The organism is Lactobacillus helsingborgensis (assembly GCF_003173695.1).
GTDB classification, from domain to species: domain Bacteria; phylum Bacillota; class Bacilli; order Lactobacillales; family Lactobacillaceae; genus Lactobacillus; species Lactobacillus helsingborgensis.
In genome coordinates this window covers 656,733-683,720 of record NZ_CP029544.1, presented here as the reverse complement: position 1 = coordinate 683,720, position 26,988 = coordinate 656,733, and the positions used below count along the sequence as shown (strand labels likewise).

The 26,988-nt window shown below is 36.0% G+C and carries 27 protein-coding genes; 4 read left to right on the top strand and 23 right to left on the bottom strand.

The genetic code is table 11. The features are described 5' to 3' along the window. Nucleotides 1-2: 2 nt before the first annotated feature. Together DLD54_RS03410 and DLD54_RS03405 are read right to left on the bottom strand one after the other, a co-directional pair. Nucleotides 3-800: an ABC transporter permease gene (locus DLD54_RS03410; RefSeq protein ID WP_109918228.1), complete on the bottom strand. Its 798-nt coding sequence runs from the start codon at nt 798-800 to the stop codon at nt 3-5. Between the two features lies 1 nt (nt 801). Next, nucleotides 802-1,779, bottom strand: coding sequence for an ABC transporter ATP-binding protein (locus DLD54_RS03405; protein WP_109918227.1), 978 nt, complete (start codon nt 1,777-1,779; stop codon nt 802-804). Between the two features lie 566 nt (nt 1,780-2,345). Between DLD54_RS03405 and guaB the strand changes: the two genes are divergently transcribed. After that, nucleotides 2,346-3,491 carry an IMP dehydrogenase gene (gene guaB, locus DLD54_RS03400; RefSeq protein ID WP_109918226.1) on the top strand — a complete coding sequence of 382 codons (1,146 nt, stop codon included), beginning with the start codon at nt 2,346-2,348 and terminating at the stop codon, nt 3,489-3,491. Nucleotides 3,492-3,548: 57 nt separating this feature from the next. On the opposite strand, the gene DLD54_RS03395 is transcribed toward guaB, so the two are convergent. The 11 genes from DLD54_RS03395 to murB form a co-directional block, all read right to left on the bottom strand. Then, complete coding sequence (locus tag DLD54_RS03395) at nt 3,549-3,974, bottom strand: MarR family winged helix-turn-helix transcriptional regulator (RefSeq protein WP_109918225.1); 426 nt, start codon at nt 3,972-3,974, stop codon at nt 3,549-3,551. A 4-nt stretch (nt 3,975-3,978) separates the two neighbouring features. Beyond that, nucleotides 3,979-5,376: a DHA2 family efflux MFS transporter permease subunit gene (locus tag DLD54_RS03390; protein ID WP_109918224.1), complete on the bottom strand. Its 1,398-nt coding sequence runs from the start codon at nt 5,374-5,376 to the stop codon at nt 3,979-3,981. 133 nt (nt 5,377-5,509) lie between these two features. Next, a complete protein-coding gene (locus tag DLD54_RS03385) occupies nt 5,510-7,033 on the bottom strand; it encodes a glycosyltransferase (RefSeq protein WP_109918223.1) in 1,524 nt (507 codons plus the stop codon). A gap of 155 nt (nt 7,034-7,188) precedes the next feature. After that, on the bottom strand, nt 7,189-7,899 hold the full coding sequence (locus DLD54_RS03380; RefSeq protein ID WP_109918222.1) for a hypothetical protein: 711 nt from the start codon (nt 7,897-7,899) through the stop codon (nt 7,189-7,191). 33 nt (nt 7,900-7,932) lie between these two features. Continuing rightward, nucleotides 7,933-8,370 carry a CopY/TcrY family copper transport repressor gene (locus DLD54_RS03375; RefSeq protein WP_046326954.1) on the bottom strand — a complete coding sequence of 146 codons (438 nt, stop codon included), beginning with the start codon at nt 8,368-8,370 and terminating at the stop codon, nt 7,933-7,935. A 24-nt stretch (nt 8,371-8,394) separates the two neighbouring features. Then, the gene (locus DLD54_RS03370; protein WP_109919000.1) at nt 8,395-9,210 is read right to left on the bottom strand and encodes a Cof-type HAD-IIB family hydrolase; all 816 of its coding nucleotides are present in this window, start codon (nt 9,208-9,210) and stop codon (nt 8,395-8,397) included. A 132-nt stretch (nt 9,211-9,342) separates the two neighbouring features. Next, nucleotides 9,343-11,154, bottom strand: coding sequence for a glutamine--fructose-6-phosphate transaminase (isomerizing) (gene glmS, locus DLD54_RS03365; protein ID WP_109918221.1), 1,812 nt, complete (start codon nt 11,152-11,154; stop codon nt 9,343-9,345). A 206-nt stretch (nt 11,155-11,360) separates the two neighbouring features. Then, nucleotides 11,361-12,713: a phosphoglucosamine mutase gene (glmM, locus tag DLD54_RS03360; protein ID WP_109918220.1), complete on the bottom strand. Its 1,353-nt coding sequence runs from the start codon at nt 12,711-12,713 to the stop codon at nt 11,361-11,363. Nucleotides 12,714-12,732: 19 nt separating this feature from the next. Beyond that, nucleotides 12,733-13,710, bottom strand: a complete 978-nt coding sequence (locus tag DLD54_RS03355; protein WP_109918219.1) for a CdaR family protein — start codon at nt 13,708-13,710, stop codon at nt 12,733-12,735. Then, entirely contained in the window at nt 13,707-14,552 is an 846-nt protein-coding gene (gene cdaA, locus DLD54_RS03350) for a diadenylate cyclase CdaA (protein WP_109918218.1), read from the bottom strand. Before cdaA ends, DLD54_RS03355 begins: the two co-directional genes overlap by 4 nt. 44 nt (nt 14,553-14,596) lie before the next feature. After that, nucleotides 14,597-15,496 (bottom strand): UDP-N-acetylmuramate dehydrogenase, encoded by a 900-nt coding sequence (gene murB, locus DLD54_RS03345; RefSeq protein ID WP_109918217.1) that lies wholly within the window; start codon nt 15,494-15,496, stop codon nt 14,597-14,599. Nucleotides 15,497-15,594: 98 nt separating this feature from the next. Here murB and DLD54_RS03340 point away from each other — a divergent pair, with 98 nt between their 5' ends. After that, complete coding sequence (locus DLD54_RS03340) at nt 15,595-16,128, top strand: 3'-5' exonuclease (RefSeq protein ID WP_109918216.1); 534 nt, start codon at nt 15,595-15,597, stop codon at nt 16,126-16,128. 25 nt (nt 16,129-16,153) lie between these two features. Here DLD54_RS03340 and tsaE read toward each other — a convergent pair whose 3' ends face one another. The 3 genes from tsaE to DLD54_RS03325 are packed head-to-tail and all read right to left on the bottom strand — an operon-like array spanning nt 16,154 to nt 18,336. Beyond that, nucleotides 16,154-16,636 (bottom strand): tRNA (adenosine(37)-N6)-threonylcarbamoyltransferase complex ATPase subunit type 1 TsaE, encoded by a 483-nt coding sequence (tsaE, locus tag DLD54_RS03335; protein ID WP_109918215.1) that lies wholly within the window; start codon nt 16,634-16,636, stop codon nt 16,154-16,156. Then, on the bottom strand, nt 16,626-17,624 hold the full coding sequence (gene pta, locus DLD54_RS03330) for a phosphate acetyltransferase (protein WP_109918214.1): 999 nt from the start codon (nt 17,622-17,624) through the stop codon (nt 16,626-16,628). The genes tsaE and pta overlap by 11 nt, the downstream gene beginning before the upstream one ends. A gap of 16 nt (nt 17,625-17,640) precedes the next feature. Then, nucleotides 17,641-18,336 (bottom strand): uracil-DNA glycosylase, encoded by a 696-nt coding sequence (locus tag DLD54_RS03325; protein WP_046326946.1) that lies wholly within the window; start codon nt 18,334-18,336, stop codon nt 17,641-17,643. A 178-nt stretch (nt 18,337-18,514) separates the two neighbouring features. Between DLD54_RS03325 and DLD54_RS03320 the strand changes: the two genes are divergently transcribed. Both DLD54_RS03320 and DLD54_RS03315 read left to right on the top strand, forming a co-directional pair. Then, on the top strand, nt 18,515-19,390 hold the full coding sequence (locus tag DLD54_RS03320) for a Cof-type HAD-IIB family hydrolase (RefSeq protein WP_109918213.1): 876 nt from the start codon (nt 18,515-18,517) through the stop codon (nt 19,388-19,390). A gap of 10 nt (nt 19,391-19,400) precedes the next feature. Further along, entirely contained in the window at nt 19,401-19,922 is a 522-nt protein-coding gene (locus DLD54_RS03315; protein ID WP_038521986.1) for an LURP-one-related/scramblase family protein, read from the top strand. 45 nt (nt 19,923-19,967) lie between these two features. Here the strand turns inward: DLD54_RS03315 and DLD54_RS03310 are convergent, their stop codons facing one another. The 7 genes from DLD54_RS03310 to DLD54_RS03280 all read right to left on the bottom strand — a co-directional run bounded on the left by DLD54_RS03310 (nt 19,968) and on the right by DLD54_RS03280 (nt 26,946). Next, nucleotides 19,968-21,536: an ATP-binding cassette domain-containing protein gene (locus DLD54_RS03310; protein ID WP_109918212.1), complete on the bottom strand. Its 1,569-nt coding sequence runs from the start codon at nt 21,534-21,536 to the stop codon at nt 19,968-19,970. Between the two features lie 207 nt (nt 21,537-21,743). Continuing rightward, on the bottom strand, nt 21,744-22,088 hold the full coding sequence (locus DLD54_RS08940; protein ID WP_338033547.1) for an SGNH/GDSL hydrolase family protein: 345 nt from the start codon (nt 22,086-22,088) through the stop codon (nt 21,744-21,746). A 177-nt stretch (nt 22,089-22,265) separates the two neighbouring features. Next, on the bottom strand, nt 22,266-22,871 hold the full coding sequence (locus DLD54_RS03300; RefSeq protein ID WP_109918211.1) for a hypothetical protein: 606 nt from the start codon (nt 22,869-22,871) through the stop codon (nt 22,266-22,268). Nucleotides 22,872-23,008: 137 nt separating this feature from the next. Further along, nucleotides 23,009-23,647, bottom strand: a complete 639-nt coding sequence (locus DLD54_RS03295) for a hypothetical protein (RefSeq protein WP_109918210.1) — start codon at nt 23,645-23,647, stop codon at nt 23,009-23,011. A gap of 151 nt (nt 23,648-23,798) precedes the next feature. After that, the gene (locus DLD54_RS03290) at nt 23,799-24,377 is read right to left on the bottom strand and encodes a hypothetical protein (RefSeq protein WP_109918209.1); all 579 of its coding nucleotides are present in this window, start codon (nt 24,375-24,377) and stop codon (nt 23,799-23,801) included. 577 nt (nt 24,378-24,954) lie between these two features. Further along, the gene (gene tpiA, locus DLD54_RS03285; RefSeq protein ID WP_038521973.1) at nt 24,955-25,710 is read right to left on the bottom strand and encodes a triose-phosphate isomerase; all 756 of its coding nucleotides are present in this window, start codon (nt 25,708-25,710) and stop codon (nt 24,955-24,957) included. Between the two features lie 24 nt (nt 25,711-25,734). Continuing rightward, complete coding sequence (locus tag DLD54_RS03280) at nt 25,735-26,946, bottom strand: phosphoglycerate kinase (protein WP_109918208.1); 1,212 nt, start codon at nt 26,944-26,946, stop codon at nt 25,735-25,737. Nucleotides 26,947-26,988 lie beyond the last annotated feature (42 nt).

Sequence of the window (26,988 nt, the reverse complement as noted above, 5' to 3'; positions counted from 1 at the left end):
GTTTAACCCATTACATCAGAATATCTCTGAAGCCCCTTCTTATTAACTATTTGCACCATCAGATAAAATACAGCTGCCCAAATTAGCTCTACCAAGGTATTTTTACCCCAATTTGCTAAGGAAATGCCTTTGACCAGAGTATCAATTGGAAAAGAGCTAAAATACTGAAATGGCAAACACTTAGTTATTTTTACTAAAAAGGACGGTAAAATTTCCAGCGGAAAGTAAAAACCAGCAAGCAGGTTCACCACTACCTCTTTCACAAGTAAAACAAAAAAGAGATTATCAAACCAATAAGCCACACTGCCAACGATATATGAAAATAAAAACCACAAAATTGCAGATAATACTATGCTAACAGCAAATTCGACCAAAACCATTAGCGAAACATGCAACAAATTATTTAACAGAATGTACAAGAAACCAATTACAAGAATTGGCAAAAGTAAAAGCAAATTTGCCAGTCGGTCACCAAGCATTTTAGCGAAGTAATATTTTTCAATTGCTATGGGTCGATGAATGATATTAGACAGTTCTCCTGAATGAATATCATCATTTAGTTCCCAATCTACTGCGTACCATACAAAAGAATTAATAAAATTGACACCTATATAGTAGATCACAATCTGATTTTTGCTAAAGCCGCCAATTGTTTGTCCCTGATCTAAAATTAGAGACCATAAATAAAACATGACTAGACTAGGCACAAGTGCTTGCAAAAGCAAAATCACCACACTGCTTTTATTAGCCAAGATCGACTTCAGAGAAATTTTGCTGATAGATAAATATGTTTTTAGCATTTTAATTTTCCTCAGCAAACAATTCCAAGATAATATCTTCCAGTTTGAGATCGTTTATTTGATAATCTGTGCCTTGGTTGTTTTGAGCTAATTGTGCTATCACATGATCAACTTTTTGTGCAGGAACTTTAATTGTAATTGTGACATCATCTTGATCAATTATTTTAGCTTTGATATTAGTTTCATTAAAAGACTCAGATTTTATAAAGCTAATATATTTATTATTACTAAATTTATTTAATAGCTCCTGTTTTTGACCGTCCCAGATTATTTTCCCGCGGTCAACAATAATCAAATGATCACAAATACTGGCAATATCTTCCATGTCATGAGAGGTTAGAAAAACCGTTAGGTTTTCCTCCTTGTTTAATGATACTAAAAACTTGCGAATATCCCTTTTGGCTATGACGTCTAAACCGATTGTTGGCTCATCTAGGAAAAGCACTTTAGGCCTAGTGGCTACCCCTGCTAAAAATTCAATTTTCATGCGTTCACCTAAAGATAATTTCCTAGTCTGCAGATCTAGTTTTTCAGTAACATTGAGAATACGCGCTAAGTTGGCGACGGTTTTCGCAAAAACACTTTCAGGAATGTCGTACATGGTCTGGAGCAACTCTAAATAATCCCGCGGGGTTAGATCTGGAAAAAGTTGTGATCTGTTGCCCATTACCACTGAAATTGATTTTTTAAAATCGTTAGTCCTTTCAACCGGATTATAGCCGTTCACTTTACAGTAACCAGATGAAGGAAACAAGGTACCAGTTAGCATCTTAATCGTCGTAGTTTTCCCAGCACCATTTTTGCCAATAAAGCCCACTTTTTCTCCACTCTTGATTTCAAAATTGAGCGACTGTACGGCTTTAACTACAGACTTTTGTGGCTTAAAAATATTCTTGGCCACTGCTGCCCAGTTTTCTCCCCTGCTATTAATAACATATTCTTTGGAAAGATTATGTACTTCAATTGCATTCTTACCCATGATTTACCTCTTTATGGATAAATAGTTAGCACAAAAAAGCAATTTCAAGAATTTTTTCAATAAAATTGCTTTTGTTTGAACATAAATCATAATACTTAATTAGGAAATGTCATTAATTTAAACTTTTAAAAAAGATTTTAAATCAGCAACACTAGGTAAATTTTACCATGTCTTCCGTTATTTTTAAATTATATTTAATGTTTTTTCCAAGTAATTACTATGCGCTCTTTTTACTTATTTTTATTTCGCGGTAAGTATTAGCTATTTTCTTTCTAAGTATAAGTTTTACTTTAAGTGAATTATCCCTGTATTTTCTTACCTAGTTATAATAGCCGAACTTTATTTTTTACTTACAAATATTAGCCCTATATTTTAAAGCTTAAATATTTTTATCTCTAATTAATCACATACATAATTTTTAATAAATAATTAATCGTTCGTATTAAATTACAAATTTTTTTGAAGCTTTTTTTGAAAAAAAACGATTTTCGACTTGACCCGGAACTAAATCACTAGTAAAGTGTAATCAATTTATCTATTATTTTTCAAAAAGGAGTGTGCATTAAATGTCAAATTGGACAACCAAATTTGTTAAAGAGGGTTTAACTTTTGATGATGTGTTATTAATTCCGGCAGAAAGTCACGTTTTGCCAAATGAAGTTAATTTACACACACAATTGGCACCAAATCTTAAGCTTAACATCCCTCTGATAAGTGCCGGCATGGATACTGTCACCGAGGGTGCAATGGCTATTGCCATTGCACTACAAGGTGGTCTGGGCGTTATTCACAAAAATATGTCGATTAGTGCCCAAGCTAGTGAAGTTGCCAATGTAAAAAACGTTGTTGTTCCCGCTAACATTACTAAAGCTGCAGTTGATGACGACAATAGACTACTAGTAGCGGCAGCCATTGGTGTTACTAGCGATACCTTCGAAAGAGCCGAAGCGCTCCTTGAAAAAGGTGCAGATGCGATCGTAATCGATACTGCCCATGGTCATTCCGCTGGAGTCTTGCGCAAAATTAAAGAGATTCGCGATCATTTTCCCAATATTACGTTAATTGCCGGTAATGTTGCCACAGGCGATGCTACCAGAGCACTTTTTGATGCTGGTGTGGATATCGTGAAAGTGGGTATTGGCCCCGGGTCTATCTGCACAACCCGCGTAGTAGCCGGTGTTGGCGTACCGCAGATTACTGCCATCTATGACGCGGCTACAGCTGCACGGGAATACGATAAACCAATTATTGCTGATGGCGGCATGAAGTATTCAGGTGATATTGTTAAAGCATTAGCTGCTGGTGGCAATGCAGTTATGTTAGGTAGTATGCTTTCAGGCACTACCGAAGCTCCCGGAGAAATTTTTGAGAGCAATGGTCGTAAATATAAGACCTATCGTGGTATGGGCTCGGTTGGTGCAATGGCACAAGCGCATGGTTCTTCTGACCGCTATTTCCAAGGTGGTGTTAATGAGGCTAATAAATTAGTGCCTGAAGGTGTTGAAGCTCGAGTAGAATACAAAGGCGATGTTTCTGATATTGTCTTCCAAATTATAGGTGGACTGCGTTCAGGTATGGGTTATGTAGGCGCTGCTACAATAAACGATCTGCGTGAAAATGCTCAATTTGTTAAAATTACTAATGCTGGATTACGTGAGTCTCATCCTCATGACGTCCAAATTACTAAGAATGCACCAAATTATGAAAGATAATTAAACAAAAAAACTAGTTATTGGTTTAATCCAATAACTAGTTTTTTTATGTTTCAACTAATTTTCTGAAATTGCTTTATTTAATTTTTGCAAGTTTTCTATTAGTTCTTTTTTAGTGTCTGCCCCAAGTATTGCAGCATAACTATTTTCAGAGCTAATAAAATAATTAGTTATTTTTTCTTCGAGTTTAATCGCTTTATCAGTCAGTAGAATTGCCTTTAGTCGTGTATCACGTTGATCTACTTTCTTATAGATCAAGCCTTTATTTTCCATTAAACGTAAAACATTAGTAGCAGTCGATTTCCTGATGTTAAATTCATGCTCAATATCTTTTTGATAAATTGACTTATTCTGCGCAAATGAAGCTAAATATTCAATAATCAGCATCTGTGTACCAGTCAAGCCAATTTTTCTAGCATAATAATCGGCATTACGATTAAAAGTATTTTGTACACGCTGCAAGGCCAATCCGAGTCTGTTCATTATTTTATTCCTTTGTTTTTACTGGTTTCGTTGCCGCATACAGTAAGTATACACCAATAAGAACAATCAATAGAATAAAAATAAAGCCAACTTGAGCAGCAGCAATATATTTTCCTGTAACAGAAGTTTGGCTGCTCGTTTGTTCAACAAACTGCATAATTGCGGAAATAATTGCAGTTCCCACAGCACCTGCAAATTGCTGTGCCATATTGAACAAGCCGTTACCATCTGTATTTTCACTTTCTGCCAATTGGCCAATCGAAGCTGTCATCGTATCACCCATAACTAATCCGATCCCTAACATTGTAATAGCATAAAATAAAATTATTTTGCCAGAAGTGAGTGAAGAAGCAAAAATGCAGTATAGTAGACCACCAATAATTTCAAAAACTGCCCCAGTCATAATGGGCTTTTGTGCACCATAGTTATCAAGGAGTCTACCACTAATAGGTGACATAATTGCTCCTACAAGTCCCCCAGTGAGCAGTAATAAACCTGCTGTCATTGCAGTGGAGTGGTTAACAATTTGCACATAATTTGGCAGAATAAAGGACAGACCTAAAGTATTTACTTGAAAAATAAAATAAGCTGTAATACCTTGCGTAAATTTAGTCTTCTTAAAGACACGAATATTAATTAAAGGGTTGGAGGTATTAAGTGAGTGCTTAATAAAAACCACAAGGCTGATAATACCGATAACTAAAGGGCTAATAAACATTAATGGTTTCTGTAAAATAGTTGACAAGTTACTAAAAGCAAAAATTAATCCGATAAAAGTTAAAGCAATACTTATAAAGCCAACTACATCGAGTTTCGTGTGTTTAACTTGTCCAGTTTCACCAGTAATAGCTGTTAGACCCATGATTAAAGAAATGATCATGACGGGAATAATGAAAATAAAGATATAGCGCCAACCTAAGGTGTTAACGACTAAACCACCGAATGTGGGTCCTAAAGCGGGTGCCACAGCTGTGATCATTGTTCCTATTCCCATGAGTAAACCTATCTTATCTAACGGTGTTCTTTCCAAAATAATATTGAACATTAATGGAATTGCAATACCGGCTCCTGCTCCCTGAATAACGCGACCAAGAACCAAAAAGATAAATTGATTTGCAACAGCATCAATTAATAAACCACAAATGAATAAGACTGCCGCGGTCACAAAAAGCTTACGTGAACTAAAATTCCTTTTCAGGTACGCAGATAGCGGCATAATGATAGAAGCAACCAGTAAGTAGCCTGTTGTCATCCATTGTACTGTTGCCATATTGACGTGAAAATCATTCATTAAAACAGGAAATGTAACGTTTCCTGCAGTTTCAATTAACACACCTGAAAAAGACATTAATCCAGCTGCAAAAATTGAACAAATTAGTTTTGCATCTAATTTTCTTTGCATTCAAATTCCTCCTAAAATTTAGTTAGCAAGCTAACTAAATAACCATAGTAACTCACATTTTTTGAAATGCAATCAATTTTAAAAGAAAGAAAAACTCACCTTGGAATTCAAGGTGAGTAATTTTTTAAAATACTTACTTATCTGTATCAATCACATATTTTTGCCAGTAACGCCAAACATTCTCACTAGACGAGCGTTTGGCATTTTCATACGCTCCCTCATTCAATTTTCTGCGTAATTTAGGACTAGCAAAAAATTCAGTAATTTTGGCTGCTAATTCATCAATATGACCACTAGGAACAATAAAGCCGCTTTGCCCATCTGCAATCAGATCTGCAGGACCATAGTTAATATCATAAGCGATTACGGGCACACCATGTGATTGGGCTTCAACTATCGAAAGTGGTGCTCCTTCATACCGCGAAGAAAGAACTGAAAGCTGCGCATTATCATACACAGAATCCATATCTTGCGTATAACCCATAAAATGAATAACATCTTCTAATCCAAGATCCTGCACCAATTTCTTTAGCATTTTTTCTTCTTTAAAATTATCGTTACCGTCGCCATAACCATAAATATCCAATGTTAAAGAATCATTTTTTTGATAAGCCTGATTAAAGGCTTTGATCGCATCGTCGATACGCTTTTCATAAAATAATCTGGCTATGATTATTATTTTTCCTTTAGTCCGGTCACTCATTGGAATATGTTCTGCCTGTAGCTGCTCATCAGGAACTATTCCAACTGGTATTGAAACTATCGGCACCTGCGTCCTCAACCTTTTACGCATGTCATCTGCCTGATGTTTTCCTGGCGTAATAACTAAATCAGTCTTGCTTAATAATTCATTGTTGGAAATAGAATTGTAAGTCAGTGGAGAACTGGGATCCCAGTAATCCCTAAAATGAATATTATGAAAATGCTCAATTTTTCTAGCCGGTGTTTTCATGTTAATCATGGGTACGTTAGTAATATTGCTGCGGTCAGAAATAAACGTAGATTTTTCAGCCCCATCTTGCTCATTCAATTGGTCAAGCATAATGGTGAATGCCTGACCACTATTCATTAGTGAATGAACAACTCCATGAACATCTGTTAACTGAATGTTAGTTGCTGGGTAGTAAGTTGGCCTTTTTTCGTAAGAAATCTCATAATAAATGGTATTGTTCGGACGGAAAAATAATTCGTAGACCAAATGGTCATCAGCTGTATCAAAAATCTGGGTCAGACTCTTAAAACCACGTGTATCATAAAAATCCTCTTTGATACGGTGAACATCGCCATTATAATATATAATCGTATCTACGCTGCCATTAGGGAACATATTAATGGTCATGGTTTTACGATTGTCTTCATATACTTCATAACCATTAGTAATTTTCTTCACCTGGTTAAAACCTGGAATGGGCAAGTCTTTTAGTGTGACAATGTGACTGGCATAATTAACGGTTCCGGCAAAAAAGTCAAACATATTGACGTAATCATCATCGTCCAAACCATAAAGAGCTAAATTACGATGACCAAAACGGTTAAATTCACTCGTCGTTATTTTCGCTTTGACATGATTACGTTTAAACAACTTTAGCCTTTTAACTTCTGCGTGTTCTATTCCTGAACTATTTGCATCTAATTTACTATCTAAAAAATAATACATTATTTTACCTTTTATTCTCACATTTTAACTATCCTTACCAATTTTAGCATATATTTTATTATTTAAAATGGTTTTTAAAAGTATAAATACCAATATAAAAAGCATTGATTCAAACTGACCTTGAATCAATGCTTTATTTTTACTTTATATAATCACTAATCTTTTTTGGTAAGTCTCAAAACTAAAGGCCAAATTATAGCAGTTATTATTCCAATAGCTAATCCAGTCCATAAAATTGGTGACGTAATTAATGTAAAACCACGGGCAGTATTACTTTCAAGCCATTGAACCACTTGATTAGCAAAAAACTGTAATGCACCAAAAGAACCTACAGTAGAAATTAATAAAATGATGGCAGCCCAATATTTACCGAAAAGTATCAGTAGTGCTGCTAAAATGAATAATAGTATTGCTGCAAAGAAGAAATAATGAAAAATATTAATTGCGCGATTTACCTTGTTGCTATTTTTATCAAGTCCATCATTAATTCTATTTAACATTAATTTACTGACAGTTTTTTGAACATCATTATTTTCTGGGAAGGAAAGATTTTTCGCTGTGACTTCGCCATTTGCTTGGTAACTTGCGCTTAAGTTGTACAAACTGACATAAGACAAGTCATAATGATATTTTTTAGGTAGCTGTTCTAAAATCTTGTCTTCTACACCAAAGTCTTTTGCCAACTTCAATGTGCCAATCAGTCTGGAGTCACCCGTGTTATTAACACTTTTCTTAATCACCGTTTGCGCCATTGTCCGTACATTTTTGACATTCAGAGTTATCGGCGCTTCCATAACTAAAAAGCCTGAAATACAAACTGCCGCAGTAAAAATCAGACGTAGCAATATATTAGCAATTTTTTTCATTAACCTAGCCTCCACAGTCAAATTAACATCAATCTAACAGTCGTGTTGTCCCGAAGCTAAGCAGTTACATTTAATCATCTTGGGAGCATGCTCCTTTTTATGAGCAAGTTCTCCTTCGATCTTGTTAATATCACCTTCAGAAAGAGGCATATCATTGAGAATAGCGATTAAGACTTGACCTTTGTGCATATCACACATGTGGTTCATCATCTCTTTAGTTACTTCGATCATCATTTCAATCTGAGTAACTGTGGCCGAATAAACAAAACGGCGGCCATCTTTACGCGTCTTTAACAGTCCTTTTTTGACTAAACGACCCATTAGAGTCTTAATAGTCGATTCAGACCAATTCTTTTTGGCTTGGAGCTGTTTAATGATCTCACCAGTATGAATCTCGCCCAACGTCCACACTATTCTCATAACTTCCCATTCAGCTTCGGAAATATTATGTTCTCTATTTTTTTCTACCATAATAATCAACTCAACTTTATTTTACTACAGAACTAATTTTTTTAGTGCTTTGGCAATTCCGTCATGATCATTATCGTCTGTCACAAAATCGGCATTTTCTTTAATCATTTCAATCGCATTGCCCATAGCAATCTTTTTAAAATCTGGATTACTAAACATTGAGATGTCATTGCCCTGATCGCCGAAAACCATTACTTGATCCGGCCTGATCTTTAACCTGTCCGCCAGTTCCATCAAAGCATTGCCTTTTGAAGCATCTTTAATATTAATTTCAACTATCGTTGAAAAGCTGCGGACCACATCATATTTGGCAAATGCCCATTGGGGAATATTTTCCCACAGTTTATCTACTTCTTTAACATCACTTAAGACACTAAGGCCTACTTTATTAAAAGCAAAATCTTGAGGAATTTCCTCGGCTTTGCGGACTTTGATTACATTATTAGTATTGGTGGCACTATCGGCTAAATTAACACCTATATCACGATCACAAGTCCAATAACATTCAGGCGTTTCAAAATGAAGATTCACATGGGCCAAACGCTGCAGGCGGCGCATATTGGTGAAATCCCGGTAATTCATTTCTTCATTCATCAAGACGTTACCTGCAAGATCCTGTATAACTGCACCATTAAAAACGATGTCGTATTGCTTTTTACCTATCAAGCCTAATTGTTGGTTAAAAGGCATAACTCCGGATAATGGTCTGCCGCTTGCTAAAACTACTTTTATTCCCTGACTATCAGCTTGTTTAAGAAGTTTTTCTGTTTCAGGTAAGATTTGTTTGGTACTCGTCAGTAAAGTACCATCTAGGTCAACCGCAATTAACTTAATTGACAAAATAATTTCCTCCCACATTTCTTCATTATCTTCTTTATTATACAAAAAGTCGTAATTACTTACGACTTTTTCAAGAAATATTCTGTTTAAATAGGGTTTTATCTAGATCACAAATGAAATTGGCGGTTTATTTTATTCAACAGTCACACTTTTTGCCAAATTACGTGGCTTATCAACATCCAGACCCTTGTCTTTAGCCGCAAAATAAGCTAAAAGCTGTGTCACTACTACCGTAACTAATGGTGATAAGTAGTAGTCTACTTCAGGCAAAATAATATCGTCGCCTGTTTGCGCTAATGATTTATTGACAATAGTAATAACGTTTGCTCCTCGTGCAACTACTTCCTGAATATTACCCCGCATCAGATCAGCAGTTAGTGGGTCATTAATCAAAGCAATAACAGGAGTCCCCTTTTCAATTAAAGAAATGGTGCCATGCTTCAATTCAGCTGCTGCAAAGCCTTCAGTTTGAATGTATGAAACTTCTTTGAGCTTAAGTGCTGCTTCTAATGCTACCGGATAATCAATGCCACGACCAATATAAAATGCATTGCGGGATGGTATTAAATCTTTTTGTGCCAGCTGCTCTATTTTTTCCTGATTGGAAATTACCTGTTCAATTCCCTCTGCAGCCAAGGCTAAATTCTGCTTGAGTTTGAATGCTGCAGCAGCCTCATCGCCCATTTTTTCTCCTAAAGCTTTGGCAATTACTGCTTGAACAGCTACTTGCGCGGTGTATGCTTTAGTTGAAGCAACGGCGATTTCTGGACCGGCTTCAAGCGCCATTGAATAATTAGCTTCACGCGCTAAGGTAGATTCTGGGACGTTAGTTAAAGTCAAACTCGGGATATTGCGCTTAATTGCCTCTTGAAGCACCACTCTCGAATCGGCGGTTTCACCAGATTGCGACAAAAAGATAAAGAAGGGATGTTGTGACATCATTGGAAAATGATAGCCAGCCTCTGATGCAAATCCAACTTCAGTGGGAATTTTGGTTAATTTTTCAAAAAGTAGTTTTCCCACTAAACCGGCATGATAGCTTGTGCCAGCAGCAAAAATATATAATTTATCAGCCTTTGCCAAAGCATCAATTATTGTCGCACTAACTTTTGGCTTGCCATTTTGATCAAGATAAAATTGATCTAAATGCCTTAAAACACCTGGCTGTTCACATATCTCTTTCAACATGTAAAAATCATAAGTACCCTTAGAAGCAGCGTCTTCCGCAACATTTAATTGATAAGGTTCCCTTGTAACTTGCGCGCCACTAATAGTTTCAATTTGGTAACCACTTTTGGTAATGTCACCCACTTCGCCGTCATGTAAGTCAACAAAAGTTTTTGTTTGGTCTAAGACGGAAAGAGCATCAGAAGCAATAACGTTAAAGTCTGCGCCCAAACCTAATAGTAGTGGTGACTTGTTTTTGGCAATATAAATATGATCTGGATGCTGGTTATCAACTAACAAAAGAGCATAGGACCCCTTGATCATAGTCAAAACTTCTTTGAGAGCAGTCAAAGCAGCGACGTTTTTTTCTCGGGCAATTTTACTAATTAATTGAACAATCACTTCCGTATCCGTATCAGACTTGAATGACGCATTATTGAGATATTTTTTTCTTAAATCTTGGTAATTTTCAATAACACCATTGTGAACCAAATAGAAACGCTTAGTTTCATCAAATTGGGGATGGGCGTTTGCCTCAGTTGGTTTACCATGAGTAGCCCAGCGTGTATGTCCGATACCGACTTGGCCCTGTTCATCAGGTTTCATTTTATTTTTTAAATCCTGAATACGACCAGTGGTTTTAGTTAAAAATTCTTTTCCTGCCAAATCATTAAGGTATATTCCTGCTGAATCATATCCCCGATACTCCAATTTAGACAAGCCATTTAAAACTATTTCTCTAGCTGATTTTCCAATTATTCCGACAATTCCACACATGTGTTTCTCCTTTGGTCTAGTTAAATCTTGTATTTTTGGGCTAATTTATATATTTAAGTCACGTATGGAATATTAGCCTTTATATTGTAATTGGTCAAGTAATATTTTTCATAATTGGTCTATACTATATTGTGAAACAACTATCATTAACACAAAAAGCAGGCAAAATTAATTTGCCTGCTTTTTAAATTTGAATTTTTTAACCTTTAAACGCCCATTTCTTTTTCCACTACATCAGTGATTCTCTTGACATAGGCATCGGTTTCTTCTTGAGTTGGTCCTTCAGCCATGACTCGCAATAAGGACTGGGTACCGGATGGACGAACTAAAATGCGCCCTTCATCACCCATTTCTTTTTCAACTTCTTTTATCACATCTAAAATTGGTTCGTGTTCTTTCCAGTTCTTTTTATCCTTAACTGGTACGTTAACCAAACATTGCGGATATTCCTTAAAATCGGTTAGCAATTCCGATAAAGTTTTACCAGTTCTCTTCATTACCAGCATTAAATGCAGTCCAGTCAGCATCCCATCACCAGTATTATGATAATCGCTCATAATTACGTGACCAGATTGTTCGCCGCCCAGGTTAAAGCCATTCGCCCGCATTTCTTCTGATACATAACGGTCTCCTACCTGAGTACGTACATTTTTGATGCCGCGTCTTGCTAAAGCTTTAGTAAAGCCAAGATTACTCATTACTGTGGTAACAATTGTATCCTTTTTCAAGCGGCCGCCATCTTCCATGTAGCTGCCCAAAATATACATGATATGATCGCCATCGACTTCATTGCCATTCTCATCCACCGCAATACAGCGATCGGCATCACCATCAAAAGCCAAGCCAAGTTGAGCCTTTTGTTTAACTACTTCTTCCTGTAATTTTTTAGTATGGGTTGCGCCAACATGGTCATTGATATTCAAGCCGTTCGGATGAGTAGCAATAGTAGTAAAATCTACCCCGCAATCAGCAAATAAACGAGAAATAAGGCGGCTAGCTGCGCCGTTTGCACCATCAATGACCACTTTAATACCATCAAGTTCTTCTGGAATAGTATTTTCGATAAATTGTAAATATTTAGCACTGCCTTCATGAAAGTCAGTAACGGACCCAAGCCCTTTAGCAGATGGTCGAGGTAATTTATCCTCCGGTGCATCAATTAGTTTTTCAATTTCTTCTTCCATCTCATCGGATAATTTCAAACCGTCACTACCAAAGAACTTGATACCATTATCTTCAACTGGATTATGTGAAGCTGAAATTTGTACACCTGCGTCGGCACCTTGAGCGCGAACTAAATATGATAAACCAGGTGTAGTAATCACTCCCACCTCTAAAACCTCAATTCCGACTGACAACAGTCCAGATATTAAGGCATACTCCAACATTTGACCAGATATTCTGGTATCACGTGAGACCAATACTTTTGCCTGTTCTTCTTTAGTTTTGTTTTTGGTTAGGACATAACCACCATCACGACCTAACTTAAAAGCCATTTCAGGTGACAGTTCTTGATTAGCCACCCCGCGTACACCATCTGTGCCAAAATATTTCAACATTACTAAACAACCTTTCTAATTAATTATTTTTATTTCTAGAATTGTTTGCTTTCTCCACTTTTATTTCAACTTCAACCTGGTTAGGATTAGCTTTAACTACTCCATCAGGCAGATTAAGAGTTACAGTTTTAGTAGTCGAACTAGTAACAGAAGCTAAATCAACTGGAACCTTGAGGTGTTTGATCTTTGCCAAAGCATCCTTGTTACCATATAGCGTAACGTAATTATGTTTTAATGAAAGAGAATAGATTTTATCCAATTTTTCATGTTCCGGTTCAAGTTTCATTTTAACTGACTTTTTAGATATTGTAATCGGTATTGAAACTTTAGCTGTTGCTGGATCAATAATGACATTTAACTGCCTACCCTTATGGTCTTCAGCAACCAGGTTAACTTGTCTTTCAAAGGTATGATCAATATTATTTGGCAAAACTACTTTGGCTATTATTTGATCAATTTGATCGACTTCAGACCGCGCTCCTGTTACCTCAACCTGTTGTGGGTAAACACTCGCATGACCTAGTTGATAACCTTGAGCAACAGCACCTTTATTATACTCTACCTGTACAGGCATTGTCGTAGACTTTCTGCGCTGAATATCAACTTCTACACTCCGCGGGTTAATAGAATAAGAAATTTGTTTATTAATGCCATTAACGTGAATTTTGACATTGTGCATACCAATACTTTTTTTGGTTAAATCAATATAAGCACGAAAATTTTGCGTATTTATAGTCGAAGTTACCAGAGCAGCGGATCCTTCTAAAGTCACACTTACCTTTTCCGGATAACCAACTACATAATATTTATCCGTATCAACAGAAACCTGCAAAGGTACTTTAATGGTTTGAGTTTTATTAGCAGTTTGCTTAGTTTTTTCAGTTTGCCCTTGAGATAAAAAGCCTTCTTGAGTGGAATTAACATAAATAACCAGTAAAACGGCTATTAAGAGTGAAACGAGTCTGATAAACCAAGATTTTTTCCAAAATTCTTTCATCGGTCAGCACCCCATTTCCACAGTTTCCGCAGGATTTTTTGATACCATTTATCATTGCTATTTTTCTTAGGTACCAATTCTGCTTTAAGATATTTCAGATATTCATCACGTGTCATGTCCACTAAAAAGCGCCCATTACGAGTTATTGTCACACCACCCGTTTCTTCTGAAACTACAATCGTGATCGCATCAGTTACTTCTGAAATTCCAACTGCAGCTCTATGACGTGTTCCTAACCGTTTAGGAATCATGCTGTTATCAGACAAAGGCAAGTAAGCTGCAGCTACCGCAATTTTGTGATCCTTGTTAATAATTACAGCACCGTCATGTAACGGAGTATTAGGAATAAAAATGTTGATAAGCAATTCTCCTGTGACATCAGCATTAAGTTTAATTCCAGTTTCAATGTAATCTTCCAAACCCGTTTCCTGTTGCACAGTGATTAGCGCACCAATCCGTCTCTTTGACATGTACTGAATAGCTTTGTCCAGTTCATTAATAAATTTGATTGATTCATCACGCGCACTATCTTCACGACCACCAAAAATAGGCAGACGACCTAAATGTTCAAGCCCGCGTCTAATTTCCGGCTGAAAAATCACTATAATGCCAACCACAGACCAAGAAACAATTTGGTCAATCAGCCAAGTGGTTGTATGCAATTGCAGTATTCCGGCAATAATTCTGACAATAAAAATTAGAACAATGCCCTTGGCTAGTTGAACTGCTTTTGTTCCTCTAATTAAAATAACCAAGTGATAGACTACAAACCAGATTATCAGCACATCAAGAATTGTTGATAAGTTTGCCCAAGTAAAAATATGTATACCGCTAGTCTGCATAAATACTCCTTTCCCATTTAAATAAACATAATTTCAGTATCAATTCAATCTTTTGGGTTACCAATAATTCTAACCTCTGTGTGCAAATCAAGACCAAATTGTGACTTGATTCTTTTTTGAATTAAATGAATTAAGTCAAGATAATCAGTCGCAGTCGCATTGCCTTTATTAACGATAAAGCCGGCGTGTTTAGTTGAATCCTGGGCACCCCCAATTTGTTTGCCTTGTAACCCAGCCTGAATAATCATTGGCCCCACATAGTGACCTGCTGGTCGTTTAAAAACACTACCACATGAAGGATATTCCAAAGGCTGTTTATACTTACGCAAGGCATTGAGGTAATTCATATCTGCCAAAATGCGACTTTTAACATCGTTTTTTAAGGCAAAAGTAGCTTCAAGAACAATATCGCCAGTTTCCTGCACTAACGAATGACGATAAGAGAATTTCATGTCTTTTCTACTATAATTTTTAATTTTTCCTGAACGCGTCAAGACTTTGACATTCTCAATTGCGTTACATGTTTCACCCCCATAAGCACCGGCATTCATAAATACTGCTCCCCCAATGCTTCCTGGTATACCTGCTGCAAATTCCAAGCCACTAAGACCGTTTCCAGCTGCGGTAAATGCAGTATCAACAATTGTGGCACCCGCTTGAGCAATAACTTTGGTTTTTTGAACCTTAATTTGATTCATGTTTGTTAAAATTATTACCAAGCCAGAAATGCCACCATCCCGGATTATTAAGTTAGAAGCATTACCTATTATCGTTAAGGGAATTTTATTATTATAGGTGGCCACAACCAACTTTTTAAGTTCAGTTTCGTTTTGGGGAAAAGCCAAAAATTCCGCTGGTCCACCTGTTTTGGTGAAGGTGTACTTACTTAGTGGAACTTGCCTTCTTATTTCAATACCTTCTTTTGCTAAATCTGTTAATTTCAAAACAAAAATCCCCTTTATATAATCTTTTACTATTTTACCGCATTACGAAACCAGCTTCATCATATGTTATACTAAAATTAAGTTTTAAAGGAGAAAAAATGAATTTTATAGCGATGGATTTTGAAACTGCCAATCGTCATCCAGAAAGCGCTTGTTCTTTGGCGTTAGTAATGATACGAAATAATGTCATTGTTGACCGTTTCTACACTGTAATCAATCCGCAGATGCCTTTTGACGCAAGGAATATTCAAATTCATGATATTACTGCCGAAGACGTGCAGGATGCACCGACAATGTCAGAAGTTTGGCCCAGAATTAAAGCTTTGTTTCAACCCGGAATGTTAGTGACAGCTCATAACGCCCGTTTTGACACCAACGTCATGCATCAAAGTTTAGCCCGTTATGATATTGCAGAACCACATTACTTTGTACTTGATACTTTACAATCGAGTAAGTTACTTGAACCAAATCTACCTAATCATAAACTCGATACCGTTGCAAAAGCATTAAACGTTGAATTATGGCACCACCACAATGCTTTAAGTGATAGTGAGGCCTGTGCGGGTATTTTAATAGCACAAAATAAACAATTTGGCGATGAAACACTTAAAAACCTGGTTTACCAAATTTAATCTAAAAAAGTAGAGCATAAAAGCTCTACTTTTTCTTTTCAATTAAACTTAAAATTTGTTCAGCCCAAGCTTTATTTCTCTGTCCTTGCGGCTCAAATTCAATTATCCGTTTAGTGGAATCCCAGCTATCGTCAATACGTTTAATAGTAATTTGTAAGAACTCCTGGGGTAATTGTGCCTGAACTACTTCTGGCCATTCAATCACCACTAAACCCGGCTCTGTTAAATAAGCATTTAAATCAATTGAAGATAAATCATCATTTTCAAGTCTATAAAAATCCATATGAAATAAAGGCAATCTGGCCTCAGGATATTCTCTGACTATCGTAAAAGTGGGACTTTTAACAGGCCGCTTAATTCCTAAAGCGGAACCAATACCTTGAGTTAGAGTGGTTTTCCCCGCTCCCAGATCACCGTTTAGCAGCAACAAGTCATGCGCCTGTGCTGTATCAGCAATTGCAGCACCAATATTCTGCATTTCAGCTGCGGAATTAACATTAACCTTCATTTTGTTCATCCCTAAGTAATGCCTGTGCAGCAGTCAAAATTGCAATATGATATATATCTTGAGTATTTGCTCCGCGAGAAAGATCATTCACTGGTTTTTGCAGCCCCTGCAAGATGGGGCCAATGGCAGTAAAGTTTCCCAAGCGTTGGGTAATCTTATAAGAAATATTACCAGATTGCAATTCAGGAAATATAAAAATATTAGCTTGACCCTTTAAAGCAGAAGCAGGTGCTTTGCTGGCTGCTACATCGGGGACAAACGCGGCATCGAATTGCAGTTCACCATCAGAAACAATTTCTGGATGCTGCTGATGGAAGATTGTTGCAGCTTCTTTGACTTTGGTGACCATTTCACCTTTAGCAGAACCGTTAGTTGAAAAACTTAAAAATGCTACTTTAGGGTCAATATCAATCATTCGTGCTGTTTGAACAGACTGGTATGCAATTTCCGCTAATGTTTCACTATCTGGATCAATATTAATTGCACAATCAGCAAAAATATATTTTTCTTGTGCACGTTCCATGATAAAACTGCCAGATACCCTGTTCATACCAGCTGCAGTATGAATCAACTGCAAGGCCGGGCGGACAGTGGCAGCAGTTGAATGAGTAGCACCAGAAACCATGCCGTCAGCTTGACCTATTTTGACCAGCATCGTCCCAAAATAATTAGGGTCTTCCAGTGCCTTTTCTGCTTCACTTTTTGCAATGTCTTTTCTGCGTGCGTCAATGAATTCCTGCACCATATTTTTTTTATTTTCGTAGTGAAGTGGATCAATGATTTCTAACTGCGAAAATTCAAGATTTTCTTTTGTGATTAAAGCCTTAATTTCCTCAGGCTCACCTAATAAAATTGGTTTAACGATATCAGCCAGCGACAATTTACTGGCTGCCTTTAAAACACGCAAATCATTTCCTTCAGGGAAAACAATTTGATAAGTTTTATTAGAATTTTGAACTTTATTTTTTAATAAATCAAAAACACTCATATAATCTAGTTCTTTTCTATGCTAAATCTGTCTGCGTAACTTTGGCTGGCAACTGCCAATCAATTGGAACTTCACCAAATTCTTTCAAAGCCGCATTACAACGGGAAAAAGGTCTTGAGCCAAAAAATCCTCTATCAGCTGAATAAGGACTTGGATGAGCTGATTTAATCACAAAATTTTTGTCTTGGTCAATTAAAACGATTTTATTTTGGGCGTAACGTCCCCAAAGTATGAAAACTACTTTACCCCGATCACTTAAAGCCTTAATGGCGGCATCCGTTACTTCTTCCCAGCCTTTTCCTTGATGACCATTAGCATGTCCGTAAGGAACTGTGAGAACCGCATTTAAAAGTAAGACACCCTGATCAGCCCATTTTTTCAAATAACCGTGATTAACCGGTCTGCAGCCGACGTCATCATACAGTTCTTTATAAATATTTTGCAAAGATGGCGGCAACTTGACACCCGGCATAACCGAAAAACTCATACCTGTAGCCTGCCCAGGGTTATGGTAAGGATCCTGTCCTAATATAACAACTTTGGTATCTGCAAACGAAGTTAACTTAAAAGCAGTAAAAATATGGTACATGTCAGGGAAAATTCTTTTAGTGGCATATTCTTTTTTTAAAAATTCATGCAGCTGCTGATATTGATCACTTGCAAAAACAGGAGCCAGAATTTCATCCCAGTCATTACCAATAAACTTTTTCATTACCACAACATCCTCTCTTTCACTAACTTTTATGGTATCATGAAATTAATTATCAATGTGGGAGATTCTGCTACTTTTTAATTCTTTTTATTATCTCAAAATATAAAAGTAATAACTTCTTCATATATGATAATATGGTAGATAAGAAAATGACCTATATAGGAGGAGTAAGTAAGCTGTGATTAAGTTAGTAGCTTGCGATTTAGACGGTACCCTTTTTAACAGCAACATGACTATTTCAGAAGAAAATGCTGCTGCAATTAAATTAGCCCAAAAAAATGGGATCGAATTCTTAGTGGCAACAGGCCGCTCACCGCAGCAGTCACGCAAAAATATGCGCGAATATGGTCTCAAAACTGGTTTCATTAATATTAATGGTGCTTTGGTCTATGATGCAAATGAGCAATTACAAGTTAAGCATCAATTACCAAATGAAAAAGCAAAATTAGTTGCACATATTTTACTTAAAAATCAGCTATATTTTGAATTGGTTACAGCTGATAAAATATATTCAAATGATATTAGTAAACGTGTAGTTAATTTAGCGCGTTCTTTAATGTCGCTTAATCCGGGAGTGACTTTCAAAAAGGCGGTAGCAACAGCAGCTGGCAGCAACGCCATGTTAAGTATGACTTTGGTGGAAGATTTTGACCAGTTACTAGCTGATCCCAAAACGGAGATTATGAAAATTATTTCGTTTGATGCTCACGGTCCTTCTGCTTTTTCTAGTGCTAAAAAAGAAATTATGTCTTTAGGTGATGTGGCAGTCACTTCAAGCGCGGCGGCTAACATTGAGATTAATGATATTAAAGCGCAAAAAGGACCTGCACTTTTAGACTATGCCAGGAAAAAAGGTTTTAAAAAAGAAGAAGTAGCCGCAATTGGCGATAATCTCAATGATGCTAGTATGATTAGAGATGCCGGAGTCGGTGTTGCAATGGCAAATGCGGTACCCGCTATCAAAAAATTAGCCCAAGTCAAAACAAAATCTAATGATGATAATGGAGTTGCTTATATTTTAAAGAAATTTATCAAAAATAACGCTGAAGAATAGAGGTGCTTAAATGCGCTACTTATTGGAATTAACTCAAAAGCAGGAATATGGTCAAATTCCTGTCGCAAATGACAATGGAAAAATTCAATATATCATTCAAGGCAATTTAGATAATCCTAATCATACCCTTTATTTGAAAAAAATTAATAATGAAGAAATAGGTCGTCTATATACAGATGGCGGTGGCATCATTTCGTCATATACAATTGATGTTGTAAACCACTCATTAGTTAAAGTCAAAAGACTTAATAATAAAATAGCCAACCTTTTCTATATCACCAGATTAAACTACATTGTTTCGGGTAGTATCAAAAAAGGAAGCTATAAGTTTTTGTTTGGCATCAAAAAAGTTGCCACTGTTGAAACCGTCGTGCGCAATCAAGGCGTTGTGCTAATTTGTGATATTGAGCGTCCAGAAGATGTGCCCTTTATTCTGTTGTGTGCCACACTTTTCACTCAATGGCATACGACACCTTTAAGATTACCTACTTTTCCTCCAATCGGCAGAAAGTATAATGTTAATTTCAACTAAAAACGTTAAGAGCCAGATGAAATTTCATCTGGTTCTTAACGTTTTTTAATTCAATGACAAATCTTTAAAAGGAAAATTGGCTACTTCTTCATCACGATGAGAAACTACTATTACAGTTTCTATTCGCTTAAGTAATTTTTGCAATAAATCTTGTGCCGTTTTCAGATCAATACTGGAAAAACTTTCATCAAGTAAAATTAACTTGCCTTTTGTATCTATCAGCCTAGCTAAAGCAACACGTTGAGTTTGCCCACCTGATAAAGAATCATATTGCCAATTTTCATCAATTTCAAAATCTTGTTTTACCTTATTCAGACTTGCCTTATCATAATTACGCCCCAGCAAAATATTATAATCAATGGAGCGCGGAAACATTGTAACTGTCTGCGGCATATAGATAATTATTGAATTTATTACGTTACGAGGGATAGTGGCAATATTGACACCATTTAAAAGAATTTCTCCCTTGATAGGAATGAGTTGCCCTGTAGCCAATTTCAGTAATGTGGATTTTCCCCGTCCAGAAATCCCGTTTAATTTGTAAAAGGCGCCCTTTTCAAAAACAAAAGAAAAGTCATGCAGTACTTGTTCTTTGGCATTCGGATAAGAAAAAGAAACATTTTTAAATTCAAGCGTTTTAAACTCTAACGGAAAAGTAGCTGCAAGAAATTTAGGACTAGCAGTTTTTAGCGCTTGCTTTAAATTATTAAACTTCGCAAAAATGCTTGAAGTAGAGAGTAATTGGGCAAAGTAGCGGTTAATTATGCCAGCGGAATCAAAAACTTTAGTCCCTAATTCGGCGGTTGCTAAAATTGCGCCTGCAGTGAGTACGCCTTTAAAATGCAGCCAACCAGTAACGCCTAAAATCAGTAGTTGACTGCCGATATTAATTACTCCGGTGACAATATCAACAGTAGATCTTCTGACAGTGTTATGAACATTTGCTTTCTTTAATAATTGTGACCCCGCTGATGCCAGCTTTTTAATTTCAGGTAAAACATTAAAGGCATAAAGGGTATCGTAGCCGTGTAAACCACTACTCGTATATTTTAAGAACTGCTCATTAGCTTGCGAAATTGCGGTTACACCAGTAGTCAAAAATTTTTTACATAAACGTGGCACTAAGACGATTAAAATCACGAGCATGATTGCTACAATAAATAAAATGTAACTATAAAGATATAGTGCTACTAAAGCAAAAATAGCATTACCGCTAAAACGGACGATGAGAAAAAAAGTATCCAGTCCTTCTTTATGGATTAGATTGACGTCATTTTGCAGGTATGATTCATAATAGTCAACCGGATTTTGTTTAAATTTATTTTGTGGAAGTTCAATTAGACTAGTGACTATATCATTGCGAATATCACTGAGAATGTCTTGTGTCACAGTTTCTTGAATATATTTTTCGAGAAAAGAAATGATAAAGGTCAGAAACCAAAGTAAGAAAATAAATATAAGCATGTCAATAAAGGGACTAATTTTTCCGGCAATTAAGTAATTTGCCAAGACAGCCATCTTGGTAGCAGCCAAAACTTGCAATACTGAATTTACTAATAATAGTAGACAAGCTGCTATAACTGCAAGTGCATGTTTTTTCAGATATTGAGACATTTTGGCCCTCCTTAACAACAATATACATTTAATTAAATTTTAATTTTTATCATAGCAAAAAGAGAAAATATGTCAACAGCTGCTTGACTTTTACCGTCTGTTAATTGCCAACTTTTCTACAATCAGGTTGGCTAACAGTTGGTATCCCTCTGCACCGAAATGTAAGCCGTCATCTAATTGTCCTTTACATAGAGTTGTTAAATAGCCTTAAGCAATCATGGCCTGAAAAAGATTGATAAATTGCAATTTATATGTAGTTACCAATTTTATTAAGTCAGAAGTATAAAATGCGATTTCTTGGTTAGTTCTCTTTTTTTGCTTATTTTCATCTACAGCCGGTGGTGGAACCAAAATTATATTTTGCGGATAATATGAACAAATCACACTAGAACTGATCAAACCCATATTAATTTTAAATTGGTTTTGGGGAACTTGCTTGTACTGCGCAATATCGTTAGTGCCTAAAAGTAAAAGCAACTTGTCACAACGGTCAATCTTAAGTACTAACTGGGGTGGTAATGAATAAAAGGCTCTAGAATTGATACCAGACACAGCAATATTGATTAATTTTAATTCCGATACTTTTTGCTACAGTTCAATATTGATGAGTGGCTTTGATAAGCCTTCGTTACGCGCAATAATGCTATCTCCTGTTACTAATAGTTTCACTTTTTCTTCTTTTTAAAAATTAAAAGCTGCAATCATAATATTTAAGATTGCAGCTTGCTACTATCGCGGATTAACTTTACTATATTTCACATTTTTAAATTCATAAGCACTATATTTATCAGTTAAAGATTTTGTTTTAAAAAATTGGTTGGTTACTAACCCGTCTTCTGGATTACTTTGAAATAACACTTTATGCTTTTTACCAGCTATTTTTTCAGTCTTAACTGTGAAAGCATTCCCATTTTTAGTTGTTTTTTCCTGTACCGGACTTAGTACAATCCATTTACTCCCACGCAATTTTTTACTCGATGCTCGTAAATATTTTGCTAAAACGTTCTGATTTTTCTCTTGCCAGGCCGAAGACATTTCCCAAGGATATTTCTTTGTACCCTTGAGCATCCCGACTTTAATTACTTTAATATATTCATTGGTTAACGGTAGATTGATTGCAGATGTATGAATATTCATGGGATTGGGAGTGAAATTGTTGTTGCTATACCATTTTCCACGCCAAATTTTAGGAAATTTAAATTGTTTATCAAACCCATATTTGCTTTTGGTTATTTGCGCAGCTTGCACAGTTTTTGGTTTAATACTTCCAACTGGCACTGTCATAGACATTGCCAAACTTGCTAGTGCAAACATGGTAATAAATTTTTTGGCCATTTTTTCTCTCCTGTAAAAAAATATTTTATTCATTATAGGAATAATTATAAACTTGTTGGTCCTTCAAAGTAATTCAATTTAGTATAAAAAAACTAATTCTCAAGCTGAGAATTAGTTCTATTCTAAATCAGATGTATTTACTTTTCTTGATATTGATTAAATGAAGGTGCGTATGTTTCACCTTTAAAATTGTAATGTTGATATTTCTTAGCTAATTTCGCTGAAGGGAAGAACTGGTCAATAACTTCACCAGTTTTGGGATTAGCCTCAAATAATACTTTTTGGGTTTTACCAGCAATTTTTTCGTTCTTTAATCTAAAAGCGAAACCAATTTCAATATTGTTTTCATCTATTGGACTATAGACAGTCCATTTTTTGTTGTTAATCTTATTAGTAGTTACTCGACCCAAATGTTTGAAAATTTTATCATGCTTGGTAAACCAACTTTGAGGCATTTGCCACAAGTACTTATTTGTGACCTTTACTTTACCTGCTGAAACCAATTCAACATACTCGCCGGTCCAAGGTGTTATGAAACCATTCTTTTTAATGGTCATTTTACTTAACTTATCATGAGTATTACTATACCATTTGCCTTGCCAAGATTTAGGAAAAATAAAGTCTCTCTTAAAGCCATATTTGGTTTTGTTAACAGTATTTTGGGCTTTTTTTGAAGTAGCCGCTTGAACCAAATTTGTTTGATTAACACTAATTCCGCTTGCTGCAGCTAAAGCAGCTACAACAACTGACCAAGTAAGTGTTTTACGTAATTTCATAGTATTTGCCTCCCCTATTGAAATTATTTCATTCTATTATGGACACGCACTATGATAAAAGCAAGTGATAGTAAAAATATTAAACAAAAAAGCCTCTGAAAAATCAGAGACATTTGCATCGACTATAACAAAATTCGTTAAAATGTTTTTATCATTGAGCGTATGTTTTTAACTCCTTCGGTTTTTTACCACCATACATTCTAGCTAGCTTAGCTGAGCGCCAATAAACATTAGTTATTCTATAAGAAGAAGTGGTTCTTTCAATTAAAACGCGGTGTCCTTTGTAATGATATATACCCAAGCTCCAACCTGATGCAGCAGGACTAAACCAAGGAAACATTAAGATATACTTTATATTTTTGTCTTTTTTAAAAGTTACAGGGTAAAAAGCCTTTACCCAATTTCTAGTTTGCCTAGTATTTTTGATCCCCTTGGCATTAGTGTCTTGTCTATGTAATTCATTAGAATCGATTTTATGAGCTTTTACCCTTAATTTATTAAGTACTTTAGATTTATAGTTTAAATCAAAAGCTTTGCCATACCAGGTGCCACGCATCTTTTTCGGTGTGGTCAGTATCCCTAAATTGCCTTTTACATGAGCTGCCTGAACAACCATATTTGTATTGAACAAGCTACTATCACTGGCTTTTCCTGCCAACAATCCAAGTGCTAAAGACATAGTTATAGCAATAAGCATCTTTATTTTGCTATTTTTTACCTGTTTATTCAATTTTCTTTTCACCCTTCTGAGTTAATAAAAGCTGATTTTTAGCAAACCTTCTCATATTTTACAGTATAGTACTTTTTACCTATGTAATCTGAGACCGGTAGTGCATATGTCAGTACTCTCATGCGCTTTTTTAGTTTTCTTAATTTTCCACCATTTGGGAAAATAATATACACTTCTTTCTTTAATTTGCTGTTTTTCCCTTTGCTACTATTTCATAAGTACGCACATGTGCAGCTAACTTTTTATTTGTCACGTATTGTATACCGTGAACTTTTTGCAACAACAGATGTATTATTATTTTCTAACGAGAAATTCTAGTTGTTGATCCAAGATTTATACAGAATAAAAGTAAGGTGCTTAACAACAAACTTAAATTTGACTTATTTTTTCATTATTCTTTTCGAGATTATCATTAATTAAATGAAATAGTTTAATTAATATATTAAATTTTAATACATGACTATATAATTAACAACTTGTAACTTGTTTATTTTTAGTAATGTTATCGGTATTAAACATATATAAACAAAAAAGCCTCTGAAAAATCAGAGACTTTTTGGTTATATACAGTTAAAAATTAATCTTGGTAATTTACTAATTCTAAGAATGAATCAGGTTTAAGTGAAGCACCGCCGACTAAACCACCATCAATATCAGGTTTAGCCATTAATTCTTTAACATTGCCTGGATTTACAGAACCGCCGTATTGAATTCTAACATTCTCTGCAGTTTCTTCATTATACAAATCCTTGACAGTATCACGAATAGTCTTGCACATTTCTTCAGCTTGATCGGAACTGGCAGTCTTACCGGTTCCAATAGCCCAGATTGGTTCATAGGCAATAACTAAACTAGCAACTTGATCGGCTGATAAGCCAGCAAGTGCAGCCTTGATTTGGCTAACTACCCAATCTTCTTGTTTGTTGGCTTCACGAGTTTCAAGTGATTCACCACAGCAAATAATTGGAGTAACGTCATTAGCAAATAAAGCTTTAGCCTTCTTATTAATGTCTTCGTCTGTTTCGTGGAAGTAACCGCGACGTTCAGAGTGACCAATAATGCAGTAATTCATGCCCATTTCTTTTAAAACTTTAGGTGAAGTTTCGCCAGTAAAGGCACCTTCATCTTCGAAATAAGCATTTTCTGCACCAACACGCAAGTTTGAACCAGCGGCAGCTTGAGCTAAACTTTCAAGGTCAACGGCTGGGGCACAAATCAGAGCTTCAACTTTACTTGCTTCTGGCAACTTGTCCTTTACAGCAGCAACAAATTCCTTTGTTTGCTCTGGATTCATATGTAATTTCCAGTTACCAGCAATAATTGGTGTACGCATGTAAATAATGTCCTTTCTTAAAGTTTACTTGTCTGAAATGCAGGCAATTCCTGGTAATTCTTTACCTTCAAGATATTGCAAAGAAGCACCACCACCAGTTGAAATGTGGGTGATCTTTGGAGCGATACCAAGTTGTTTAGCGGCTGCAGTTGAGTCACCACCACCGATAATAGTAGTAGCATCAGTTAAGTCAGCAAGAGCCTTACCAACTTCTAGAGTACCTTCAGCAAAGTTTGACATTTCAAATGCACCCATTGGTCCATTCCAAACAACTGTCTTGGCATCTTTTAAAACATCCTTGAACTTGGCAACAGTCTTAGGACCGATATCAAGACCCATCATGTTTTCTGGGATATCATCACCGACAACTTTACGGGCAGCATCGTTTGAAAATTCAGTTGCTGCAACGTTGTCAACAGGTAATACAATCTTGCCATCAGCGTCTTGCAACAATTTTTTAGCAAGATCAACTTTATCTGGTTCAAATAAAGATTTACCAATTTCATGGCCTTGAGCAGCTAAGAAAGTATAAGCCATCCCACCACCAATTAAAATGTGGTCAGATTTTGGAATGAGGTTAGTAATAACATCGATCTTGTCTGAAACCTTAGCACCACCTAAGATGGTAACAAATGGGTGTACAGGGTTAGCAACAGCATCACCCAAGAACTTGATTTCCTTTTCCATTAAGAAACCAGCAGCAACAGGCTTACCATCTTTCTTCATGGCTTCAGCAATACCAACGTTAGAAGCGTGACTTCTGTGAGCAGTACCAAAGGCATCGTTAACATACATGTCACCTAATGAAGCCCAGTATTCGCCTAACTTAGGATCATTCTTGCTTTCACGTTTGCCAAAATCATTGTCAATATCTTGGAAACGAGTATTTTCTAAAACAGCAACATCTCCGTCTTGCATCTTGGCAACAGCGTCTTCAACTTCTTTACCTTCATTAGCAGGAACAAAAGTTACAGGTTTCTTTAAGAGTTCGCTTAAACGTTCAGCAACTGGTTTTAAAGACAATTCTTTCTTATCGTCATCTGACTTAACACGTCCCAAGTGACTAAGCAAAATTGCTTTACCGCCATTTTCAATGATGTATTTAATAGTAGGAAGAGCAGCAACAATTCTGTTGTCGTCGCCTATCACACCATCTTTAATTGGCACGTTAAAATCAACACGGACTAAAACCTTTTTGTCTTTTACATCAAGGTCAGAAACAATTAATTTAGCCATCTATATCCTCCGATAACTTAATTATTTTAATTTTGAAAAAAA